This window comes from Duganella sp. (assembly GCF_039595735.1).
Classification (GTDB): Bacteria; Pseudomonadota; Gammaproteobacteria; order Burkholderiales; family Burkholderiaceae_D; genus Rugamonas.
In genome coordinates this window covers 16,966-33,930 of sequence record NZ_JBCNLB010000002.1, presented here as the reverse complement: position 1 = coordinate 33,930, position 16,965 = coordinate 16,966, and the positions used below count along the sequence as shown (strand labels likewise).

Sequence of the window (16,965 nt, the reverse complement as noted above, 5' to 3'; positions counted from 1 at the left end):
CTGGCTGGACTTTGCCTGGAAGCTGGAGCCGTTGCGGCAGGCAATCGATCAACGCCTGCTGCTGGCGCCGGCCGTGGCGCGCGCCAAATGGAATGTGCAGGCGCCGATCGAAGATCTGCCGCGCGAAGCGCAGGTGATCGCGGCCGCGGTGCAGCAAGGCCGCGCGCTGGGACTGCCGGATGCGCTGGTGGAGACGGTCTTCAAGGCACAGATTGAAGCTTCCAAGACTGTCCAGCGCGAGCTGTACGCACAATGGAAAGCCAAGCAAGCCGGGCACTTCGACGACGCGCCCGATCTGGCGAAAACCATCCGCCCCGAGCTGGACCGCATCACTGTCCAGCTCCTGCGCTCCATCGCCGATAATCAGGCCACGCTGAAAACTGCCGCGCGCAGCATGCGGCCGCTGGAAGCCGCCGCCATCAGTCCTGCGGCGGCGGCACAGGCGCTGGCACCGTTTGCTGCAGACTTTCGGAGGGAATGATGGCTAAGCGGTTGCTGATTACCGGATGGGTACAGGGCGTGGGTTACCGCGCTTCGTTTGAGCGGCAGGCGGTGGCGCTGGGGTTGCGCGGCTGGGTACGCAATCGGCGCGACGGCTCGGTGGAGGCGGAAGTGGATGGCGATGCCGCTGCGCTGGATGCCATCATCAGCTGGGCGCGCCAAGGCCCGCCTGCCTCGCGTGTGGATCAGGTCGCCGTCGAGGAGGCGGCTTCCTATGAGGACGCGTTCAGGATATTGCCGACGGTCTGACGCCGTTTGGTGCGGAAGAAGTCCCAGGCCGCTTCCGCGACTTCGAGGTCGGCGTTTTGCAAGCCGGTCAGCCAGTTAATAAAACGCGGATAGCGCTTCAGGCGGCTGGGCTCGGCATGGCCGGCGCCGTTGATGCGGTACAGGCCGACCTGCAAGCCATCCGTCTGCCCCCACATGTGGCGGGTGACGCTGGTTCTGGCTTGCGGATCAGTTTTCGGCAGATGCGTGATGTCGGGCGTGTCCGGCAGGCCGGCCAGCTCGCGCCAGGCGTGCACGCTGGCTTCGATGCCACGTACCGGTTCGGCAAATCCAAGCGCGTACCAGGGCTTGCCGCCGCGATAGCAGATCAGCGGATCGGCGGTGCAGCCAAAAATCAGTGCCGGCAGCGGCGTGGCCGGCTCTCTGGCGCGGCCTGGCAGCGGCATGCCGGCCAGCACGACCGAGAACGCCGCCAGCTTGTGCGGCAGCGCGGTGGCCACGGCATACGCCATCCAGCCGCCGCGCGAGACGCCAATCAGATAGACGCGCTGCGGATCCACCTCCAGATGGGCAACCGCGTGGTCGATCAAGGCGCCGATGAAGGCGACGTCATCCTTCCTGGCGATGCGGGCTGGCGACGCAAAGCAGTCGCTCCAGCCGCCCTTGCCTGCGTCCGGCGCCATCACCACCAACTGCTCGCGCGCCGCAATGTCCAGCCACAGCGAGAGCGGCGATGGCGGAAATGCCTGTCCCAGCACTTGTTCCGCCGAAGCGCCAGCGCCATGCACCACCAGTACCAGGCCGCGCTTGCCGGGCATCGCAGCCGACGGCGCTGCCACCAGGTAACGGCGCGCGCCTTCCGGACGCTGAAGCATGGCCGTCGCGGGCACGAGGCTGGGGCCGGTGCTGTCGCTGGTCCCGCGCAGGAATTGGTGCAGCTTTGCGGTCACGTCCGGCATAGATGTCCTGTTTGGATATATCAGGCCGATAGCATAACCGAAGTTAAGGTTTTGATATTTATCAAACATTGCCACTGCGTGTCCGAATGTCAGAGCTGACCCCGATGTGTTTATCTGGCAACGGGTTGTGTTGCGGGCGCTACCCGGACTTGACAGGCGGGGTTTCCCGTTATCCGAAATAGGTTGCCATTCGGAAAAATTGGACTATGATGTAGTTGTTACTGGACCTAAACAACGTCTGAGGCATAAAAATTATTATGACGCTCCATGAGTCCCACGCCGTCCTGATCCGCAAAGGACCACCACGGCCCCAAGACGCGATAGCGCCCTTCACGGCGGTGGCCGGCAATTCGTTTGAGATGACCACCGAAGACGAGATCGGCGATGCGCTGACCTTGCTGGCTGAACACGGCGACGCCATTTCCATGTACGCCCCCGGCAGCCGCGAACCCATCCTCGGACGCATTCTGTCGGTCGATCCCGAATTGCCCCATTTTGTGGTGGAGCTGAATGACGGCGCCGAGCTGGTGCCCGGCAAGATTACCTTTGTCACCACCCTGCGCTCGGCCAAGCTGCAGTTCCGCCTGTCGAGCGATGACTGGACCCCGGTCCCCGGCCAGCCGCTGCATATTCCCATGGTGTTCCCGGAAACCTGCACGGTGCTGAACCGGCGTTCTACCGAGCGCGTGGAAACGCCGCTCGGGGTTACTTGCATGGCCTCGTTCGCCATCAATGAAAGCACCGAGCACGAGTTGCCGGTCTACGATATCTCGCTGGGCGGCATCGGCATGCATTGCTCGAAAAACCGCGCCAAGGGCCTGATCAAGGGCCGCAAGCTGCAGAATGTGGTGCTGGAGATGGGCGAGGTGACGATCGAGGTGGCGGAAATGGAAATCCGCTTCGGCCGCTCGTTCCGCTCTTTCCTGCTGGGTGAACAGCTGCATCTGGGTTGCATGTTCACCAAGCTGTCGCCGGAAGCCACAGCCAAGATCGCCAATGTGATCGATCAGATCAACCATCCTTAGCCGCGCACTCCGTTAGGCTGCGAACAGACCTGCTCAGCCAGCAACGTAAGCTCTTTGGTAAGCTAACAAGGAGCTATCATGTCTATTCAGTTCGCCAGCGATACCGAACACGCCGCCAGCGTCAAGGCGGCACTTCATTCACAACAGCAAGCGCCCTTCCCGCTGACTATCAGTCAGCTGTTTTTGCGCAGCAGTCCGGAGCAGCGCGCGGAGCTGCTCAATCAGTTGCTGGCCAATGTCAGCCCGGAGATGCGCACCGCGCTGGCCGGCAGCATCGGCAGTTTCAGCGATGACGGTAGCCAGCCGCACGTTACGCCCGAACAGACCGAGCAGATTGCGCCCGGACAGGTGGAGGAAATAGCCGCCACCGCCGAGCAGCATACGCCCGGCGTGATCGCGCAGCTGCAGGCCGCGCACGAGGCGCTCTGATGCCTTAGCCCGGCAGCAGTTCGGGCTGCGGTTGCACCACCGCGGTTTTCGGGATGCAGACGATGAAGGTGCTGCCTTTGCCGGCTTCCGATTTGATCTGCAGCGTGCTGCCGTGGCGCAGCAGCACGTGCTTGACGATCGCCAGCCCCAGGCCGGTGCCCTGGGTTTCGCGCGAGCGGCTCTTGTCGACCCGGTAGAAGCGCTCGGTCAGGCGCGAGATGTGTTCCGGGCTGATGCCGATGCCGGTGTCTTCCACCATGAATTTGGCGCCGCCTTCATATTCTTTCCATATCAGGTGGATCTTGCCGCCGGCCGGGGTGTAGCGCACCGCGTTGGAGGCCAGGTTGCCGAAGGCGCTGTGCAGTTCTTCGTAGGAGCCCAGCACGTCCGGACCGCTGACTTCCATGGTGATGTCGTGCTTGCCGGCCGACAGCGCGCGCGCTTCGCGCAGCACCTGGTCCATCAGCTTGCCCACACCCACCGGGTCGGGCCGCATCGGGTAGTCCACCGATTCCAGGCGCGACAGGGTCAGCATGTCTTCGATCAGGTGCTGCATGCGGTGGCCCTGCTCGGTCATCAGCTTGAGGTGGGCGGCGCGGGTGGCGGCGTCCAGACCTTCTTGCGCGGCAATTTCCAGGAAGCCGACGATCACCGTCAGCGGCGTGCGCAGTTCGTGCGAGGCGTTGGCGATGAAGTCGCGCCGCATTTCTTCGATGCGCTCGGTTTCGGTGGCGTCGTGCGTGACCAGGATCTGGCGCCGGTTTTCAAACGGGATGATGTGCACGATCAGCTTGCGCTCGCGGAAGCTGATGGTCAGCGGCTGGTCGTAACGGCCCAGGATGATGTAATCCATGAAGTCCGGATTGCGCACCAGGTTGGTCACGCGCATGCCCTTGTCGCGCTCGTTGCTCAGGCCGAGGTGTTTTTCGGCGGCCGGGTTGCACCATTCCAGGAACAGGACGTCGTCCATGATGGCCACGCCATCGGGCAGCAGGTGCATGGCCTGGCGGAAGCGCGCCAGCCATTCGGTCAGCTCGGCCTGGTTTTTCTCGTCTTCGCGCCGCATGCGGTACAGGCGCGAGAAGATGTTGGTCCATTCGCCCCAGCCGTCCGGCAGCTTGGCGCTTTGCGGATCATCCATCCAGTTGCTCAGCTGGTAGAGGTAGGACAGTTGCGTGAACACCAGCGCCAGCATGGCGATCAGCGCCAGGATCAGGCCGTTGACCCAGCCGAACATCCAGCCCGCCAGCGCGCAGGCCGCCAGGATGATGGCGGTGCGCAGCGCCGCAGGCACCCAGAACACCAGTTTTGGATTCATTTAAAACTCAGCTTTTTTCCGACAGCATGTAGCCGACACTGCGCACGGTTTTGATCAGGTGCTCGGCTTCTTTCAGGGCCTTGCGCAGGCGCAGCACATGCACGTCGACGGTACGCTCCTCGATCACCACGTGATCGCCCCACACTTTGTCCAGCAGCTGGCTGCGCGAGAACACGCGTTCCGGATGCGCCAGCAGGAATTTCAACAGTTTGTATTCGGCATGGCCGATGTCGATTTTCTGGTCGTCCATCGACACCGTGCAGCTGACCGGGTCCAGCATGATGTTGGCCGCGCGCATGGTCGCCTGCGCGTGTTCCGGCGCCTTGCGCCGCAGCAGCGCCTTGGCCCGCGCCAGCAGTTCGCGCGGCGAGAATGGTTTGGTGACGTAGTCGTCGGCGCCGGTGTTGAGGCCGGCCAGCTTGTCTTCTTCCATGCTTTTGGCGGTCAGCATGATGACCGGGATGTCGTTGAACTGACGGTCCGAGCGGATGCGCGACAGCAGGCGCAGACCGGTCGAATCCGGCAACATCCAGTCCAGCAGAATCAGTTGCGGGGTCTTGCTCTGGATGAAGTCCCAGGCCTCCCCCGCGCTTTGCACGGCGCAGCAGTTCCAGCCCGCATCGCGCAGCGAAAATGTCACCAGCTCGACAATCGCCGGTTCGTCTTCAACAATCAGTACAGTGGTTTTATCAGATGCCATGTGTGGTGTTATTCAGCTTGCTCAGGCTGTTCTTCCAGTGCGTGGGACTTGGTGTGGCGGATGTCCTTGCCTTCCACCACGTAGATCACGTATTCCGCGATGTTCTTGGCGTGGTCGCCGATGCGCTCGATCGCCTTGGCCACCCACAGGGTGTCCAGCGCGGCCGAGATGGTGCGCGGATCTTCCATCATGAAAGTGATCAGGTTGCGCATGATCGAGCGGAATTCGTGGTCGATCACGGCATCCTGGGCGATCAGTTGCAGCGCCTGCTTGCCGTCGTTGCGGGCAAAGGCGTCCAGCGCGTCGTGCAGCAGGTCCGAGGTGTTGTTGGCAATCCCGCGCACCATTTCATAGTGGTTGACGGTCACCGCGCCGCGCGCGTGCAGCGCCTTGGCCACGCGGGCGATCTTGGTGGCTTCGTCGCCTATGCGCTCCAGGTCGGTGATGACCTTGATGGTGGCCATGATGGTGCGCAGGTCGTTGGCGGCCGGCTGGCGGCGCACGATCAGGTGGCTGCACTGGTCGTCCAGCTGCACTTCCAGCTGGTTGACGGCGTCGTCTTCGCGCATCACGCGGTCGGCGCGCTCGGAATTGCCAATGCGGAAGCAGGTCATGGCGTCAAGGAACTGGGTCTCGACGATGCCGCCCATCAGCAGCACTTTGCTGCGGATGGCTTCCAGCTCGTTGTCATACTGTTTGGATGAATGTTCACCGATCATGCTGCACTCCAATTGTGAGTAGTATTATAAGATGGATCAGCCGAAACGGCCGGTGATGTAATCCTGGGTCTCTTTGCGAGCCGGATTCATGAAGATCTGGTCGGTTTCGCCGAATTCCACCAGCTCGCCCAGGTACATATAGGCGGTGTAGTCCGAGCAACGGGCCGCCTGCTGCATGTTGTGGGTCACGATGGCGATGGTGTAGTCCTGCTTCAGCTCGGAGATCAGTTCTTCCACTTTCGAGGTCGAGATCGGGTCCAGTGCCGAGGTCGGCTCGTCCAGCAGCAGCACGTCCGGTTTCACCGCCACGCCGCGCGCGATGCACAGGCGCTGCTGCTGACCGCCGGACAGCGACAGGCCGCTCTTGCTCAGCTTGTCCTTGACTTCGGTCCACAGCGCGGCTTTCTTCAGCGCCCATTCCACCCGCTCGTCCATCTCGCCTTTCGACAGGTCTTCGTACAGGCGCACGCCAAAGGCGATGTTGTCGTAGATCGACATCGGGAACGGGGTCGGTTTCTGGAACACCATGCCGACCTTGGCGCGCAACATGTTCAAGTCCTGGCCGCCTTCGAGGATGTTGCGGCCGCGGTACATGATGGCCCCTTCGGCGCGCTGGCCCGGGTACAGGTCGTACATGCGGTTCAGGGTGCGCAGCAGGGTCGATTTGCCGCAGCCGGACGGGCCGATGAAGGCGGTCACCTGCTTTTCGTGGATGTCCAGGCTGACGTTGTGCAGGCTCTGGGTTTTGCCGTAGAAGAAGTTCAGGCCGGCGATTTCAATGGTCTTGCGTTTGCCTTGGTTCATGGCGACGACGTTTTCCTGGTTCAGTTGCGTATTCATTGTATGGATTCGCTTATCAGATTAATTCGGGGCTTTTTGGGCAAACACGGTGCGCGAGATGATGTTCAGGGCCAGCACGCTGAAGGTCACCAGCAGTGCGCCGCCCCACGCGAGTTCGCGCCAGTTGTCATACGGGCTCATGGCGAAGCCATAGATCACCACCGGCAGGTTGGCCATCGGCGCATTCATGTCGGAGCTGAAGAACTGGTTGTTCAGGGCGGTGAACAGCAGCGGCGCGGTTTCGCCGGAGACGCGCGCCACGGCCAGCAGCACGCCGGTGATCACGCCGGCCTTGACGGCGCGCAGACGCACCATCATCGCCACTTTCCAGCGCGGCGCGCCCAGCGCAAATGCGGCTTCCAGCAGGCTGTTCGGCACCAGGCGCAGCATGTTGTCGGTGGTGCGCACCACCACCGGCACCGCGATCAGCGCCAGCGCGATGGAACCGGCGTAGCCCGAGTAGTGCTTGGTGGTGGCCACGTACATGGCCCACACGAACATGCCGATCACGATCGACGGCGCCGACAGCATGATGTCGGTGACGAAGCGGGTGACGCTGGCGATCTTGTTTTCTTCGCCGTATTCGGCCAGGTAGATGCCGGCCAGAATGCCGATCGGGGTCGAGATCAGGGTCGACAGGCCGACGATCATCACGCTGCCGAAGATGGCATTGATCAGGCCGCCGCCTTCGCTGCCCGGCGCCGGCGTGGTTTGGGTGAACATATTGATGCTCAGCGCGCCGAAGCCCTTGATGATCAGGGTGACCAGAATCCAGGCCAGCACGATCAGGCCGACCGACATGGCGGCCACCGACAGCGCGATGCCGATGCGGTGCGTCAGCAGACGCTTGCGGTACACCGGGTTCATCGCGGCTTTTTCCAGAGTTGCGCTCATTATTTGACGCCTTCCTTGCGAGACATGCCGGCCAGCATCAGCTTGGCGGCGGACAGAACGATAAAGGTGATCACGAACAGGATCAGGGCCAGCGCGAACAGCGACGAGGTGTGCAGCGCGGTGTCCGATTCGGCAAATTCATTGGCCAGGGTGGAGGCGATCGAGTTACCGGCAGCGAACAGCGAGAACGACAGCTTGTTGGCGTTGCCGATCACGAAGGTGACCGCCATGGTCTCGCCCAGCGCGCGGCCCAGGCCCAGCATGACGCCGCCCACCACACCGGTCTTGGTATAAGGCAGCACGATCTTGCGCACCACTTCCCAGCGGGTGCAGCCCAGGCCGTAAGCCGATTCCTTCAGCACGGCCGGCACGATTTCAAACACATCGCGCATCACCGAAGAGATGAACGGGATGATCATCACAGCCAGGATCAGGGCCGCGGTCAGGATGCCGATGCCCATGGTCGGACCGCTGAAGAACTGGCCGATCAGCGGCAGCTGGCCCAGCGTCGATTTCAGCAGCGGCTGCACGTAGTCGCCAAACAGCGGCGCGAACACGAACAGACCCCACATGCCGTAGATGATGGAGGGGATGCCGGCCAGCAGCTCCACCGCCGTGCCCAGCGGACGGCGCAGCGCGGTCGGGCAGATCTCGGTCAGGAACAGGGCGATGCCGAACGATACCGGGAAGGCGATCAGCAGCGCGATGCCGGAGGTGGCCAGGGTGCCGACGATGGCGATCATGGCGCCATACTGGTCGTTGACCGGGTCCCACTCCACCGTGGTGATGAAGGCCGGACCGAATTCCTTGAAGGCCGGCCAGGCCCCCACCATCAGCGAGAAGATAATCCCCAGCAGCACCGCCAGCACGGACAGCGCGAACAGCATGGTGGTCTTGTGGAAGAAGAAGTCCTGGATGCGCTGCTTGCGCATGGTGCGCAGCATGGATTGCATCGCAGCTTGCTCCGCGGCGGTCATTGGTGCGGTGCTGGTGTGCATGGCCGGCTCTTGCTTGGGTAGTGGCGTGGAAGTGATATCTGCGCTCATATTTTTTCTCGGTGGATGTAAGCTAGCCTGCGGTGCCCGGCTTGGGCGCCGCAGGCTAACCCCCTCGCCGCCGCGACTGGGGCGGCGAAGGGACAGTCCGGATTAGTAGATGGCCTTGCCCGAAGCGTCTTTCAGGTTGGCTTTCCAGGAATCCTGTACCAGCTTGACCACCGAGGCTGGCAGTGGAACGTAGTCCAGTTCGGTTGCAGCGGTGCCGCCGTTCTTGAAGGCCCAGTCGAAGAACTTCACGACTTCCTTGCCTTTGGCTGCGTCAGCCTGTGCCTTGTGCATCAGGATGAAGGACACGCCGGTGATCGGCCACGAGTTTTTGCCAGCTTGATCGGTCAGCACCACGCCGAAGCCTGGGGTCTTGGTCCATTCGGCGTTGGCGGCGGCGGCTTTGAAGAACTCGTCGTCAGGCTGCAGGAAGTTGCCATCCTTGTTTTTCAGCTGGGTGTGCGACATTTTGTTCTTTTTAGCGTAAGCCCACTCGACATAGCCGATCGAACCCTTGATACGCTGCACGTTGGCGGCCACGCCTTCATTGCCTTTGCCGCCCACGCCGACCACCCACTTCACCGCGGTCGAAGCGCCGATCTTGGTCTTGAATTCAGGGCTGGTTTTCGACAGGAAGTCGGTGAACAGGAAGGAAGTGCCCGAGCCGTCAGCGCGGTGCACCACGGTGATGTCTTCGGCCGGCAGCTTCACGCCCGGGTTCAGGGCGGTGATCGCTGGGTCGTTCCACTTGGTCACTTTGCCCAGGTAGATGTCCGCCACGACCGGGCCGGTCAGCTTCAGCTGGCCTGGGGTGACGCCATCCAGGTTAACCACGGTCACAACGCCGCCCATGATGGCCGGGAACTGCATCAGGCCTTCGGCATCCAGGTCAGCGGCTGCCAGCGGCATGTCCGATGCGCCGAAGTCGACGGTCTTGGCCTTGATCTGTTTGATGCCTGCGCCCGAACCAACCGACTGGTAGTTCAGGCCGTTGCCGGTGGCGGCTTTGTACGACTCAGCCCACTTGGCGTAGATGGGGTACGGGAAGGTCGCGCCGGCGCCGGTCATATCGGCGGCGTGGGCTGCCGACGAGAAAGCCATCACGGCTGCTGCGCCAACCACCAGGGAAGAGATCAATTGTTTCAGTCGCATTTCAAGTCCTTTGTTATGACAGGTTAGGATGCTGCGCAGTCTAGCCGGCGAATATGACAGCTTTATGACATGGCTAAAATATTTCAAAATTAACCCCGCAACCGCCCTTCCCTCTGTAAACCGGGGCCTCTGCCGCCCTTTGTGACATCGCTTTGTCATAATTGCCCCGCATTTATGACAGGGTTTGTCACAAAGCTGTCATATTTGGTCTTTACACTGTTGCAATCATTCTTCCGCAAACAGGATAGAATGAGATGACCTGCAAAGTGATTAAAAAGACATGAAGCCTGACTTGCATGCAGAAGTGAACAAGAACTCGGCCTTCCTCGACCGGGAGCTTTCGCAATTGATGTTCAACCGCCGGGTTCTGGCCCAGGCTGAAGATAAGAGCATTCCTTTATTAGAGCGGCTGCGCTACCTGTGCATTGCCAGCAGCAACCTCGACGAATTCTTTGAAGTGCGCGTGGCCAGCCTGCTGGCGGCCGGCGCCGCGGATGGCGCGCTGTCCACCCACCCTGCGCTGGTGGCCACGCTGTCGCGCATCAGCAATGAGTGCCATCTGCTGGTGGCCCACCAATATGCAATCCTCAACAATGAAATTCTGCCCGAGCTGGCCGCCAACGGCATCCATCTGGTGCGCCACAACGAGCGCAACGATGCGCAGCGGGCCTGGGTCAAGGAGTATTTCGATACCGAGGTACGGCCGCTGCTGACGCCGATCGGCCTCGATCCGGCCCACCCGTTCCCGCAGGTGGTGAACAAGAGCTTGAATTTCATCGTCCAGCTGGGCGGCAAGGATGCCTTCGGGCGCGGCACCGGCATCGCCATCGTGAAGGCACCGCGCGTGCTGCCGCGCGTGATCCGCCTGCCGGATCATTTGTCCCGGAGCGGCGGCATTTCCTTCTGCCTGCTGTCTTCCGTGATCCACGCCCACATCTCCGACCTGTTTGCCGGCCGCGAGGTGATCGGCTATTCGCAGTTCCGCGTCACGCGCGACAGCGACCTGTGGGTGGATGAAGATGAGGTCAAGAACCTGCGCCAGGCCCTGAAGGGCGAATTGGTCGGCCGCCAGTTCGGCGCCTCGGTACGGCTGGAAGTGGCCAAGAACTGCCCGCCCGAGCTGTCGCAATTCCTGCTCGACCAGTTTGGCCTGCATCAAAGCCGGCTGTACGCGGTCAACGGCCCGGTGAATCTGGTGCGCCTGACCGAGATCATGGACCATGTCCACAATCCGGCGCTGCGCTTCCCGCCGTTCTTCCCCGGCCTGGCCGACAAGACCGCCAGCCAGGATATTTTTGGCGCGCTGCGCGAACGCGACATTCTGCTGCACCACCCCTACCAGTCATTCCAGACGGTGATCGACTTCATCCGCAGCGCCGCGCACGACCCGGGCGTGGTGGCGATCAAGCAGACGATTTACCGCACCGGCATGAATTCGGACTTGATGGAATCGCTGATTGCCGCCGCCAAGGCCGGCAAGGAAGTGACTGTCATCGTGGAGCTGAAGGCGCGCTTCGATGAAGAAGCCAATATCAACTGGGCCGACAAGCTGGAGCAGGCTGGCGCGCAAGTGGTGTACGGCGTGGTCGGCCTGAAGACGCACGCCAAGGTGGCGCTGGTGATCCGCCGCGAGGATAACAAGCTGCGCTACTACGCCCATCTTGGTACCGGTAACTATCACCCGACCACCACCAAGTTCTATACCGACTTCGGCCTGCTGACCTGCCACCCCGGCATCAGCCAGGAAGTCAACGAGGTGTTCATTCACCTGACCTCGCTGACCAAGCCGCACCGCCTCACGCATTTGTGGCTGGCGCCGTTCGCGCTGCAGAACGAAATCATCAAAGCCATCCGCAACGAGGCACGGATTGCGCGCGCGGGACGGCCGGGCCGGATTATTGTTAAAATCAATGCGCTGGTGGACGAATCGGTGATCCGCGCGCTGTACGCGGCGTCCAAGGATGGCGTCAAGATCGACCTGATCGTGCGCGGTGCCTGCATGCTCAAGCCGGGCGTGCCCGGCCTGTCGGAGAACATCAAGGTGCGCTCGGTGATCGGCCGCTTCCTGGAACACAGCCGCATCTATTACTTCCGCAACGACCTGGCGCACGACACCTATCTGGCCAGCGCCGACTGGATGAGCCGCAATCTGTTCCGCCGCATTGAAGTCGCCTTCCCTATTTTGGACAAGGCTTTGAAACGCCGGGTGCTGGCCGAAGGCCTGAACCCCTACCTGAAGGACAACCAGAATGCATGGGAACTGGAACCGGATGGTCACTACCAGCGCCGCAAGGCGCGCGGCAAGCAAGCCGCATTCAGCGCCCAGCAACACCTGATGGATACGCTGGGCACGCCCAACGCCCACCTGGGAGAGTAAAGCATGGATCTGATTTTATGGCGACACGCGGAAGCTGAAGATGCCGGTCCCGGCATGTCCGACCTCGAACGCGCGCTGACCAACAAGGGGCAGAAGCAGGCACGCCGCATGGGCCAGTGGCTCAACTCGCAGCTGCCGGACAGCTGCAAGATCCTGTCTAGCCCGGCCGTGCGCACGCTGCAAACGGTGGAAGCCCTGGGCCGCAAGTTCAAGATCCACACCGACCTGGCGCCGGGCGCCGATCCGGCCGACATCCTGAAAGCCGTCAACTGGCCGGGGAACAAAGATTCGGTGCTGGTGGTGGGCCATCAGCCGACGCTGGGCCAGGTGGCGTCGATGCTGCTGACCGGAGATGATCTGGAGTGGGACATCCGGAAAGCCAGCGCGTGGTGGTTTGCGCAGCGTGAGCCGGGCGAGCCGATGAGTGTGTATCTGAAAGCGGTGATGGCCGCTGACCTCGCAGTTAAATAACTTGCAAAGCGAAGGGCTTCTGCTAAAGTTTAATTGTATCAACTATGAGGGAGGCCATCATGATGTTCACCTTGCTCACTATGGGGATTTTTGGAGGAATGATCGCCCTGGTTGTTTACGAATTGGTCCAGGAAATGCGTGGCAGTAAACAAAGATTGATCGACCGCTATCACGAATAGCACTCAGCTTCATCGAAGCCTACGGCGCCAGCGGCGTGCCCTTCACCGGACATCGCCACTCGCGCCGTTCATCGTTTACACGCCGGTTTTGAACTTGGTGTAGATGCGGGTGATGTTGCGGCGGATATCGGCCGGCACCGCTTCAGGCGGCGTCATGCGCTTCTTGTCCTCCTCCGACAGGAACACCGTCTTGTTGTTAGCGATATCCTTCTTCACGAACTTCAAGCTGGCCGCATTCGGGTTGGCGTAGAACACTTTGTTGGTCAGACTGGCGTGCACTTCCGGACGCAGGATGTAGTTGATCCACAGGTGGGCGTTGTTCGGATGCGGCGCATCAGCCGGGATGGCCATGGTGTCGAACATCAGCGCGGCGGACGTCTTCGGCACCAGCGCTTCAATCACATTGCCGTTCTTGGCGTCGATGGCGCGTTGACGGGCGATGTTGATGTCGCCCGACCAGCCCATCGCCACGCACACCGCGCCGTTGGCCATGTCATTGATATAACCCGACGAGCTGAACAAGGTCACGTAAGGACGGATCGCCTGCAGCACCTTGCCGGCTTCGGCATAGTCGGCGGCATTCTTCGAGTAGGCGGGCTTGCCGATGTACATCAGCGCGGCCGGCAGCACTTCCGACGGCGAATCAAGGAAGGACACGCCGCACGACTTCAGCTTGGCCGCGTATTTCGGATTGAAAATCAGTTCCCACGCGTTGTCCGGCATCGGCATGCCGCCCAGCGCGGCCTTGACCTTGTTGACGTTGATGCCGACCGTGGTGTAACCCCACAGCCAGTCAACCAGGTAATCATTGCCCGGATCGATGCTGGCCAGCTTGGCCTGGATGGCCGGGTCGAGGTTCTTCAGATTGGGCAGCTTGGACTTGTCCAGCTTGCGCAGCAGCTTGCCATCGATCTGCAGGCGCGCCCAAGGCGCGGTCGGCACCACGATGTCGTAGCCGGATTTGCCGGCCACCAGCTTGGAGTTCAGGATTTCGTTGTTATCAAAAACATCATAGCGGACCTTGATGCCGGTTTCTTTTTCAAAGTTTTTAACCGTATCTTCGGAGATATAGTCAGACCAGTTGTAGATATTGAGGACTTTTTCCTCTTGCGCCTGGGCCGCGCCTACCATCAAACCAGCAGCCAACAACGCCGCGCCAACGAACTTCCCTGCCATAACACCTCCGAAATGGGATTCATCACATAAGCCGTGATGATCGGGCATCCACCGCCCGGATGCAAGGAGTTCCTTAGAATTCTCAGCCTAGCATGTCAAACAGCGTACCGGTGCCCTTGCCGCCGGCAGTGAGGGCGCTGCCGGCTCCGGTCTGGGCCTGGGCGGTGTACAGCGCGGCCAGCGCATTGGCCTGGGCCGTCATGGCCTTGGTCATGGCGGCTTTCTTGCTGTTCAGGCTGGTGATTTCATTGCTGGTCATGCTGGTTTCCTTGGTCAGCACGCTATTGGTGGAGGTCAGCGCGGCGGCCTTGGAAGACAGCAGGTCGGCAATGCCGCGCTTGTCATCGCTGGTGAACAGCTTGGCCACCGCCGCGGTATCGCTGGCCAGCGCAGCTTGCAGCTTTTTATCGTCCAGCACCATATTGCCATCCTTGTCCTGGCTGATGCCGGCCGCCGCCAGCTTGGTGACCGAGACCGAACCGCCGCCGGTTTTCAGCAGCGTGCTCAGCTGGCTGATGGCCTGGTTCAAGGCGGTATCGGACTTCAGGCTGCCCTTCTGCAGCTTGAGCAGCTTGGCGTTGAGGTCGTTGTAGGCGCTGACCAGGGCTTTCAGGTTGTCGCCGATCTGCGCCGAACCGGCGCTGATGTTGACATCGCTCTTGCCGGTCGCCACCAGATTCAGCGTGGCGCCGTCGATGGCGGCATCCTTGATGGTATTGGTGGGGCTTTTGATTTCCTTGCCGTCGACCGTGAGGATGGCATCCATGGCGGCGCTGGTCTGCTTGAGCTTTTGGGTGCCGGCCGGATCGTAGGTCAGCAGGTTCTTCAGCGTGGCGTCGCCGCTGACGCTGATGCGCATGCTGTTGGCGGCGCCCGGCTGGCCAGCAATCGACAGCGCATACTTGCCATCGTCGCCCTTCACTGCCGTGACATCGATACCGGCCGCCTTGAACGCGGCGGCGATGCCGGCCGGCGTGTTATTGCTGGCGTCGATGGTCACGCTCTTGCTGCTGGCGCCAAATTCAATCTTGACGGTGGTGGTGGCGCCGGAGCCGACCTTGCCGTCGGCACTGACGTCGAAATCTTCACTGGTCAGGAACTGCCCCTGCGCCAGCTGCTTGACGTCGATGGCATAGGTGCCGGCCTTGGCCGTGCCGGTGGAGCTGGCGGTCAGCACCGTCTTGGCCGAGCTGGCGGCGCTGGTGCTCAGACCGTTACCGGTCAGGCTGGCGGCGATCTGCTGGAAACTGGCCAGCGCGCTCTGCAACTGGCCGAGCGCGGACAGCTTGGTCTGATCCTTGGTAATGGACGCATTGAGCTTGGCGGCGGCGCTGGTCTGTGACGCCATGGTTTGCTGGACGCGGTTGTAGACGTCGGCCGAGACCATCGCGCTGGTCGAGCCGTTGGTCGAGCTGATACTGGAAGTAGCCATGATTTGATTCCGCCTTGGTGGTTACCTAGTATGCAATATGGACGCAAGCACCAAAGCGTGGAACAGGGCGGGATTTTCCCCTCTATCCATCGTCACCGGGCTACCAGTGCGGCTGGGCGCTGCCCAGGCTGTTGGCTGGCCGTGCCCACGCCATCGGCGCGCCAACGATCGCCACCGGCGGGCGGTAGCGGCGGGCCGGACCCCACTCGGTTTGTTCCAGCTGGGGCGAGAAGTCCGCTTCGGTGGCGGCCGCCAGCGGCATGCCGGCCGTCTGCGCCGGCGGCACGTCGGTCAGCAGTCTGGCGGTGCGCGCCAGCGACAGGCGCGCTTGCAATAGGCGGCCTTCGCTCAGGCGGGCGATGAGGGCGCGCACCACGGCGGCGGCGATCAGGTAGCCGGTCGCATGGTCCAGCGCTTGCACCGGCAGCGGCACCGGCCTGTCGGCACCCTGCCGCTGCATGCCGTGATGGGCAATGCCGCTGCTCATTTGCACCAGGCTGTCAAAACCGCGACGGCCGGCCAGCGGACCGGTCCAGCCATAGGCGTTCAGCGCGACGTCGATCAGCGAGGGATTGAGTTGGTGACGCATGGACTCGCCATAGCCCAGCCGCTCCAGCGCGGCCGGCCGGTAGCCGTGCACCAGCACGTCGGCCTGCGCCAGCAGCCCCTCAAACACGGTACGGTCTTGCGGCCGCGTCAGGTCCAGCCGCGCGCAGCGCTTGCCGAGCGTGACTTCGGGAATGGCGCCCGGCTCGTTCCACCACGGCGGGTCGACGCGCAGGACGCCGGCCCCGTAGCCGGCCAGGAAGCGCGTCGCCACCGGGCCGGCCAGCACGCGCGTCAGGTCCAGGACTCTGAGGCCGGCCAGCGGGCGGCCTCGGGTCCACGCCCATGGACGCGGTACGCAGCTGTCGGCAGCCGTGAAGGCGATCAGCGGCTCATTGGCGACAGCTTGGCCTTGCGGATGGTCGCGCCATTCGTCCATCGAGCGCATGGCCGCTGCACAGCCGCCGTGCGCCACGACGGCCTCCTCCAGTTCAAGTCCGCGCCATGCGGCCACGGTTTGCGTCACCGCCGTGCGTTCAGCTGCGCAGCCCAGCGCCGCCAGTGCGGCGTCGCGGTGGTGCGGCGCGTTGGTGTGCAGCCGTATCCAGCCGTCCGCAGTCGCATAGTCGCCGGCAACCGCGTCCCACAACGGCGGCCGCTCCCAACCGACCGGGTGGATGGACCAGCCGAACCACATCGAGGCCAGCCGGCGGTCGGCCTGCACCCGCGCGGACGCCCCGCCCTGCGCCACCATCAATTGCTGCACCGCCAGCGCCGCCGCGCCGACCGAGGCGGCAGCAAGGTCAGTGACGGCGAAATACGACGGCAGCTCCCCCTCGCCGCGCAGCGCGATAGCATCCAGCGCGGCAGCGGGCAAGTCCAGCGCCGACCAGGCGGCGTTCAGCAGTGGATGAGGCATGGCGGCTTCCGATAAGTTATCCTTGAGCACAGCTTAGGACCGCCGGTCCGTGAGCGT

At 62.4% G+C, this 16,965-nt stretch carries 17 protein-coding genes; 6 read left to right on the top strand and 11 right to left on the bottom strand.

From position 1 onward, the window contains the following. Positions 1 to 31 precede the first annotated feature (31 nt). A complete protein-coding gene (gene aroQ, locus ABDW57_RS05180) occupies positions 32 to 481 on the top strand; it encodes a gamma subclass chorismate mutase AroQ (RefSeq protein ID WP_343729569.1) in 450 nt (149 codons plus the stop codon). Further along, the gene (locus ABDW57_RS05175) at positions 481 to 750 is read left to right on the top strand and encodes an acylphosphatase (protein WP_343729146.1); all 270 of its coding nucleotides are present in this window, start codon (positions 481 to 483) and stop codon (positions 748 to 750) included. Before aroQ ends, ABDW57_RS05175 begins: the two co-directional genes overlap by 1 nt. On the opposite strand, the gene ABDW57_RS05170 is transcribed toward ABDW57_RS05175, so the two are convergent. Beyond that, positions 714 to 1,688, bottom strand: a complete 975-nt coding sequence (locus ABDW57_RS05170; RefSeq protein WP_343729145.1) for an alpha/beta fold hydrolase — start codon at positions 1,686 to 1,688, stop codon at positions 714 to 716. The genes ABDW57_RS05175 and ABDW57_RS05170 overlap by 37 nt on opposite strands. A 257-nt stretch (positions 1,689 to 1,945) precedes the next feature. On the opposite strand from ABDW57_RS05170, the gene ABDW57_RS05165 reads away from it, so the two are divergent. Beyond that, the gene (locus ABDW57_RS05165; RefSeq protein WP_343729144.1) at positions 1,946 to 2,713 is read left to right on the top strand and encodes a PilZ domain-containing protein; all 768 of its coding nucleotides are present in this window, start codon (positions 1,946 to 1,948) and stop codon (positions 2,711 to 2,713) included. Between the two features lie 78 nt (positions 2,714 to 2,791). Continuing rightward, positions 2,792 to 3,142: a hypothetical protein gene (locus tag ABDW57_RS05160; RefSeq protein WP_343729143.1), complete on the top strand. Its 351-nt coding sequence runs from the start codon at positions 2,792 to 2,794 to the stop codon at positions 3,140 to 3,142. A gap of 4 nt (positions 3,143 to 3,146) precedes the next feature. Here the strand turns inward: ABDW57_RS05160 and phoR are convergent, their stop codons facing one another. The 7 genes from phoR to pstS all read right to left on the bottom strand — a co-directional run bounded on the left by phoR (position 3,147) and on the right by pstS (position 9,808). Beyond that, the gene (phoR, locus tag ABDW57_RS05155) at positions 3,147 to 4,460 is read right to left on the bottom strand and encodes a phosphate regulon sensor histidine kinase PhoR (RefSeq protein ID WP_343729142.1); all 1,314 of its coding nucleotides are present in this window, start codon (positions 4,458 to 4,460) and stop codon (positions 3,147 to 3,149) included. Between the two features lie 7 nt (positions 4,461 to 4,467). After that, positions 4,468 to 5,160, bottom strand: coding sequence for a phosphate regulon transcriptional regulator PhoB (gene phoB, locus ABDW57_RS05150; RefSeq protein WP_343729141.1), 693 nt, complete (start codon positions 5,158 to 5,160; stop codon positions 4,468 to 4,470). Positions 5,161 to 5,168: 8 nt separating this feature from the next. Next, positions 5,169 to 5,879 (bottom strand): phosphate signaling complex protein PhoU, encoded by a 711-nt coding sequence (phoU, locus tag ABDW57_RS05145; protein WP_343729140.1) that lies wholly within the window; start codon positions 5,877 to 5,879, stop codon positions 5,169 to 5,171. A 36-nt stretch (positions 5,880 to 5,915) separates the two neighbouring features. Beyond that, positions 5,916 to 6,719: a phosphate ABC transporter ATP-binding protein PstB gene (gene pstB / locus ABDW57_RS05140; protein WP_343729139.1), complete on the bottom strand. Its 804-nt coding sequence runs from the start codon at positions 6,717 to 6,719 to the stop codon at positions 5,916 to 5,918. A gap of 21 nt (positions 6,720 to 6,740) precedes the next feature. Then, positions 6,741 to 7,613, bottom strand: a complete 873-nt coding sequence (gene pstA / locus ABDW57_RS05135) for a phosphate ABC transporter permease PstA (RefSeq protein WP_343729138.1) — start codon at positions 7,611 to 7,613, stop codon at positions 6,741 to 6,743. Then, positions 7,613 to 8,611, bottom strand: coding sequence for a phosphate ABC transporter permease subunit PstC (gene pstC / locus ABDW57_RS05130; RefSeq protein WP_343729568.1), 999 nt, complete (start codon positions 8,609 to 8,611; stop codon positions 7,613 to 7,615). The genes pstA and pstC overlap by 1 nt, the downstream gene beginning before the upstream one ends. 150 nt (positions 8,612 to 8,761) lie before the next feature. After that, a complete protein-coding gene (pstS, locus tag ABDW57_RS05125) occupies positions 8,762 to 9,808 on the bottom strand; it encodes a phosphate ABC transporter substrate-binding protein PstS (RefSeq protein ID WP_343729137.1) in 1,047 nt (348 codons plus the stop codon). 280 nt (positions 9,809 to 10,088) lie between these two features. Here pstS and ppk1 point away from each other — a divergent pair, with 280 nt between their 5' ends. Together ppk1 and sixA are read left to right on the top strand one after the other, a co-directional pair. Next, a complete protein-coding gene (gene ppk1 / locus ABDW57_RS05120; RefSeq protein WP_343729136.1) occupies positions 10,089 to 12,185 on the top strand; it encodes a polyphosphate kinase 1 in 2,097 nt (698 codons plus the stop codon). Positions 12,186 to 12,188: 3 nt separating this feature from the next. Continuing rightward, positions 12,189 to 12,656 (top strand): phosphohistidine phosphatase SixA, encoded by a 468-nt coding sequence (sixA, locus tag ABDW57_RS05115; protein WP_343729135.1) that lies wholly within the window; start codon positions 12,189 to 12,191, stop codon positions 12,654 to 12,656. Between the two features lie 254 nt (positions 12,657 to 12,910). Here the strand turns inward: sixA and ABDW57_RS05110 are convergent, their stop codons facing one another. From ABDW57_RS05110 to ABDW57_RS05100, 3 genes are all read right to left on the bottom strand, one after another. Further along, positions 12,911 to 14,011 (bottom strand): polyamine ABC transporter substrate-binding protein, encoded by a 1,101-nt coding sequence (locus tag ABDW57_RS05110; protein ID WP_343729134.1) that lies wholly within the window; start codon positions 14,009 to 14,011, stop codon positions 12,911 to 12,913. Positions 14,012 to 14,093: 82 nt separating this feature from the next. Then, positions 14,094 to 15,443 carry a flagellar filament capping protein FliD gene (gene fliD / locus ABDW57_RS05105; RefSeq protein WP_343729133.1) on the bottom strand — a complete coding sequence of 450 codons (1,350 nt, stop codon included), beginning with the start codon at positions 15,441 to 15,443 and terminating at the stop codon, positions 14,094 to 14,096. A 100-nt stretch (positions 15,444 to 15,543) separates the two neighbouring features. Next, the gene (locus tag ABDW57_RS05100) at positions 15,544 to 16,908 is read right to left on the bottom strand and encodes a CoA transferase (protein ID WP_343729132.1); all 1,365 of its coding nucleotides are present in this window, start codon (positions 16,906 to 16,908) and stop codon (positions 15,544 to 15,546) included. Between the last annotated feature and the right edge of the window lie 57 nt (positions 16,909 to 16,965).

Coding starts and splice junctions, on each gene's coding strand:
- ABDW57_RS05175 (WP_343729146.1), top strand. CDS start 481: ATGGCTAAGCGGTTGCTGATTACCGGATGGGTACAGGGCGTGGGTTAC.
- ABDW57_RS05170 (WP_343729145.1), bottom strand. CDS start 1,688: ATGCCGGACGTGACCGCAAAGCTGCACCAATTCCTGCGCGGGACCAGC.
- ABDW57_RS05165 (WP_343729144.1), top strand. CDS start 1,946: ATGACGCTCCATGAGTCCCACGCCGTCCTGATCCGCAAAGGACCACCA.
- ABDW57_RS05160 (WP_343729143.1), top strand. CDS start 2,792: ATGTCTATTCAGTTCGCCAGCGATACCGAACACGCCGCCAGCGTCAAG.
- phoR (WP_343729142.1), bottom strand. CDS start 4,460: ATGAATCCAAAACTGGTGTTCTGGGTGCCTGCGGCGCTGCGCACCGCC.
- phoB (WP_343729141.1), bottom strand. CDS start 5,160: ATGGCATCTGATAAAACCACTGTACTGATTGTTGAAGACGAACCGGCG.
- phoU (WP_343729140.1), bottom strand. CDS start 5,879: ATGATCGGTGAACATTCATCCAAACAGTATGACAACGAGCTGGAAGCC.
- pstB (WP_343729139.1), bottom strand. CDS start 6,719: ATGAATACGCAACTGAACCAGGAAAACGTCGTCGCCATGAACCAAGGC.
- pstA (WP_343729138.1), bottom strand. CDS start 7,613: ATGAGCGCAACTCTGGAAAAAGCCGCGATGAACCCGGTGTACCGCAAG.
- pstC (WP_343729568.1), bottom strand. CDS start 8,611: ATGCACACCAGCACCGCACCAATGACCGCCGCGGAGCAAGCTGCGATG.
- pstS (WP_343729137.1), bottom strand. CDS start 9,808: ATGCGACTGAAACAATTGATCTCTTCCCTGGTGGTTGGCGCAGCAGCC.
- ppk1 (WP_343729136.1), top strand. CDS start 10,089: ATGAAGCCTGACTTGCATGCAGAAGTGAACAAGAACTCGGCCTTCCTC.
- sixA (WP_343729135.1), top strand. CDS start 12,189: ATGGATCTGATTTTATGGCGACACGCGGAAGCTGAAGATGCCGGTCCC.
- ABDW57_RS05110 (WP_343729134.1), bottom strand. CDS start 14,011: ATGGCAGGGAAGTTCGTTGGCGCGGCGTTGTTGGCTGCTGGTTTGATG.
- fliD (WP_343729133.1), bottom strand. CDS start 15,443: ATGGCTACTTCCAGTATCAGCTCGACCAACGGCTCGACCAGCGCGATG.
- ABDW57_RS05100 (WP_343729132.1), bottom strand. CDS start 16,908: ATGCCTCATCCACTGCTGAACGCCGCCTGGTCGGCGCTGGACTTGCCC.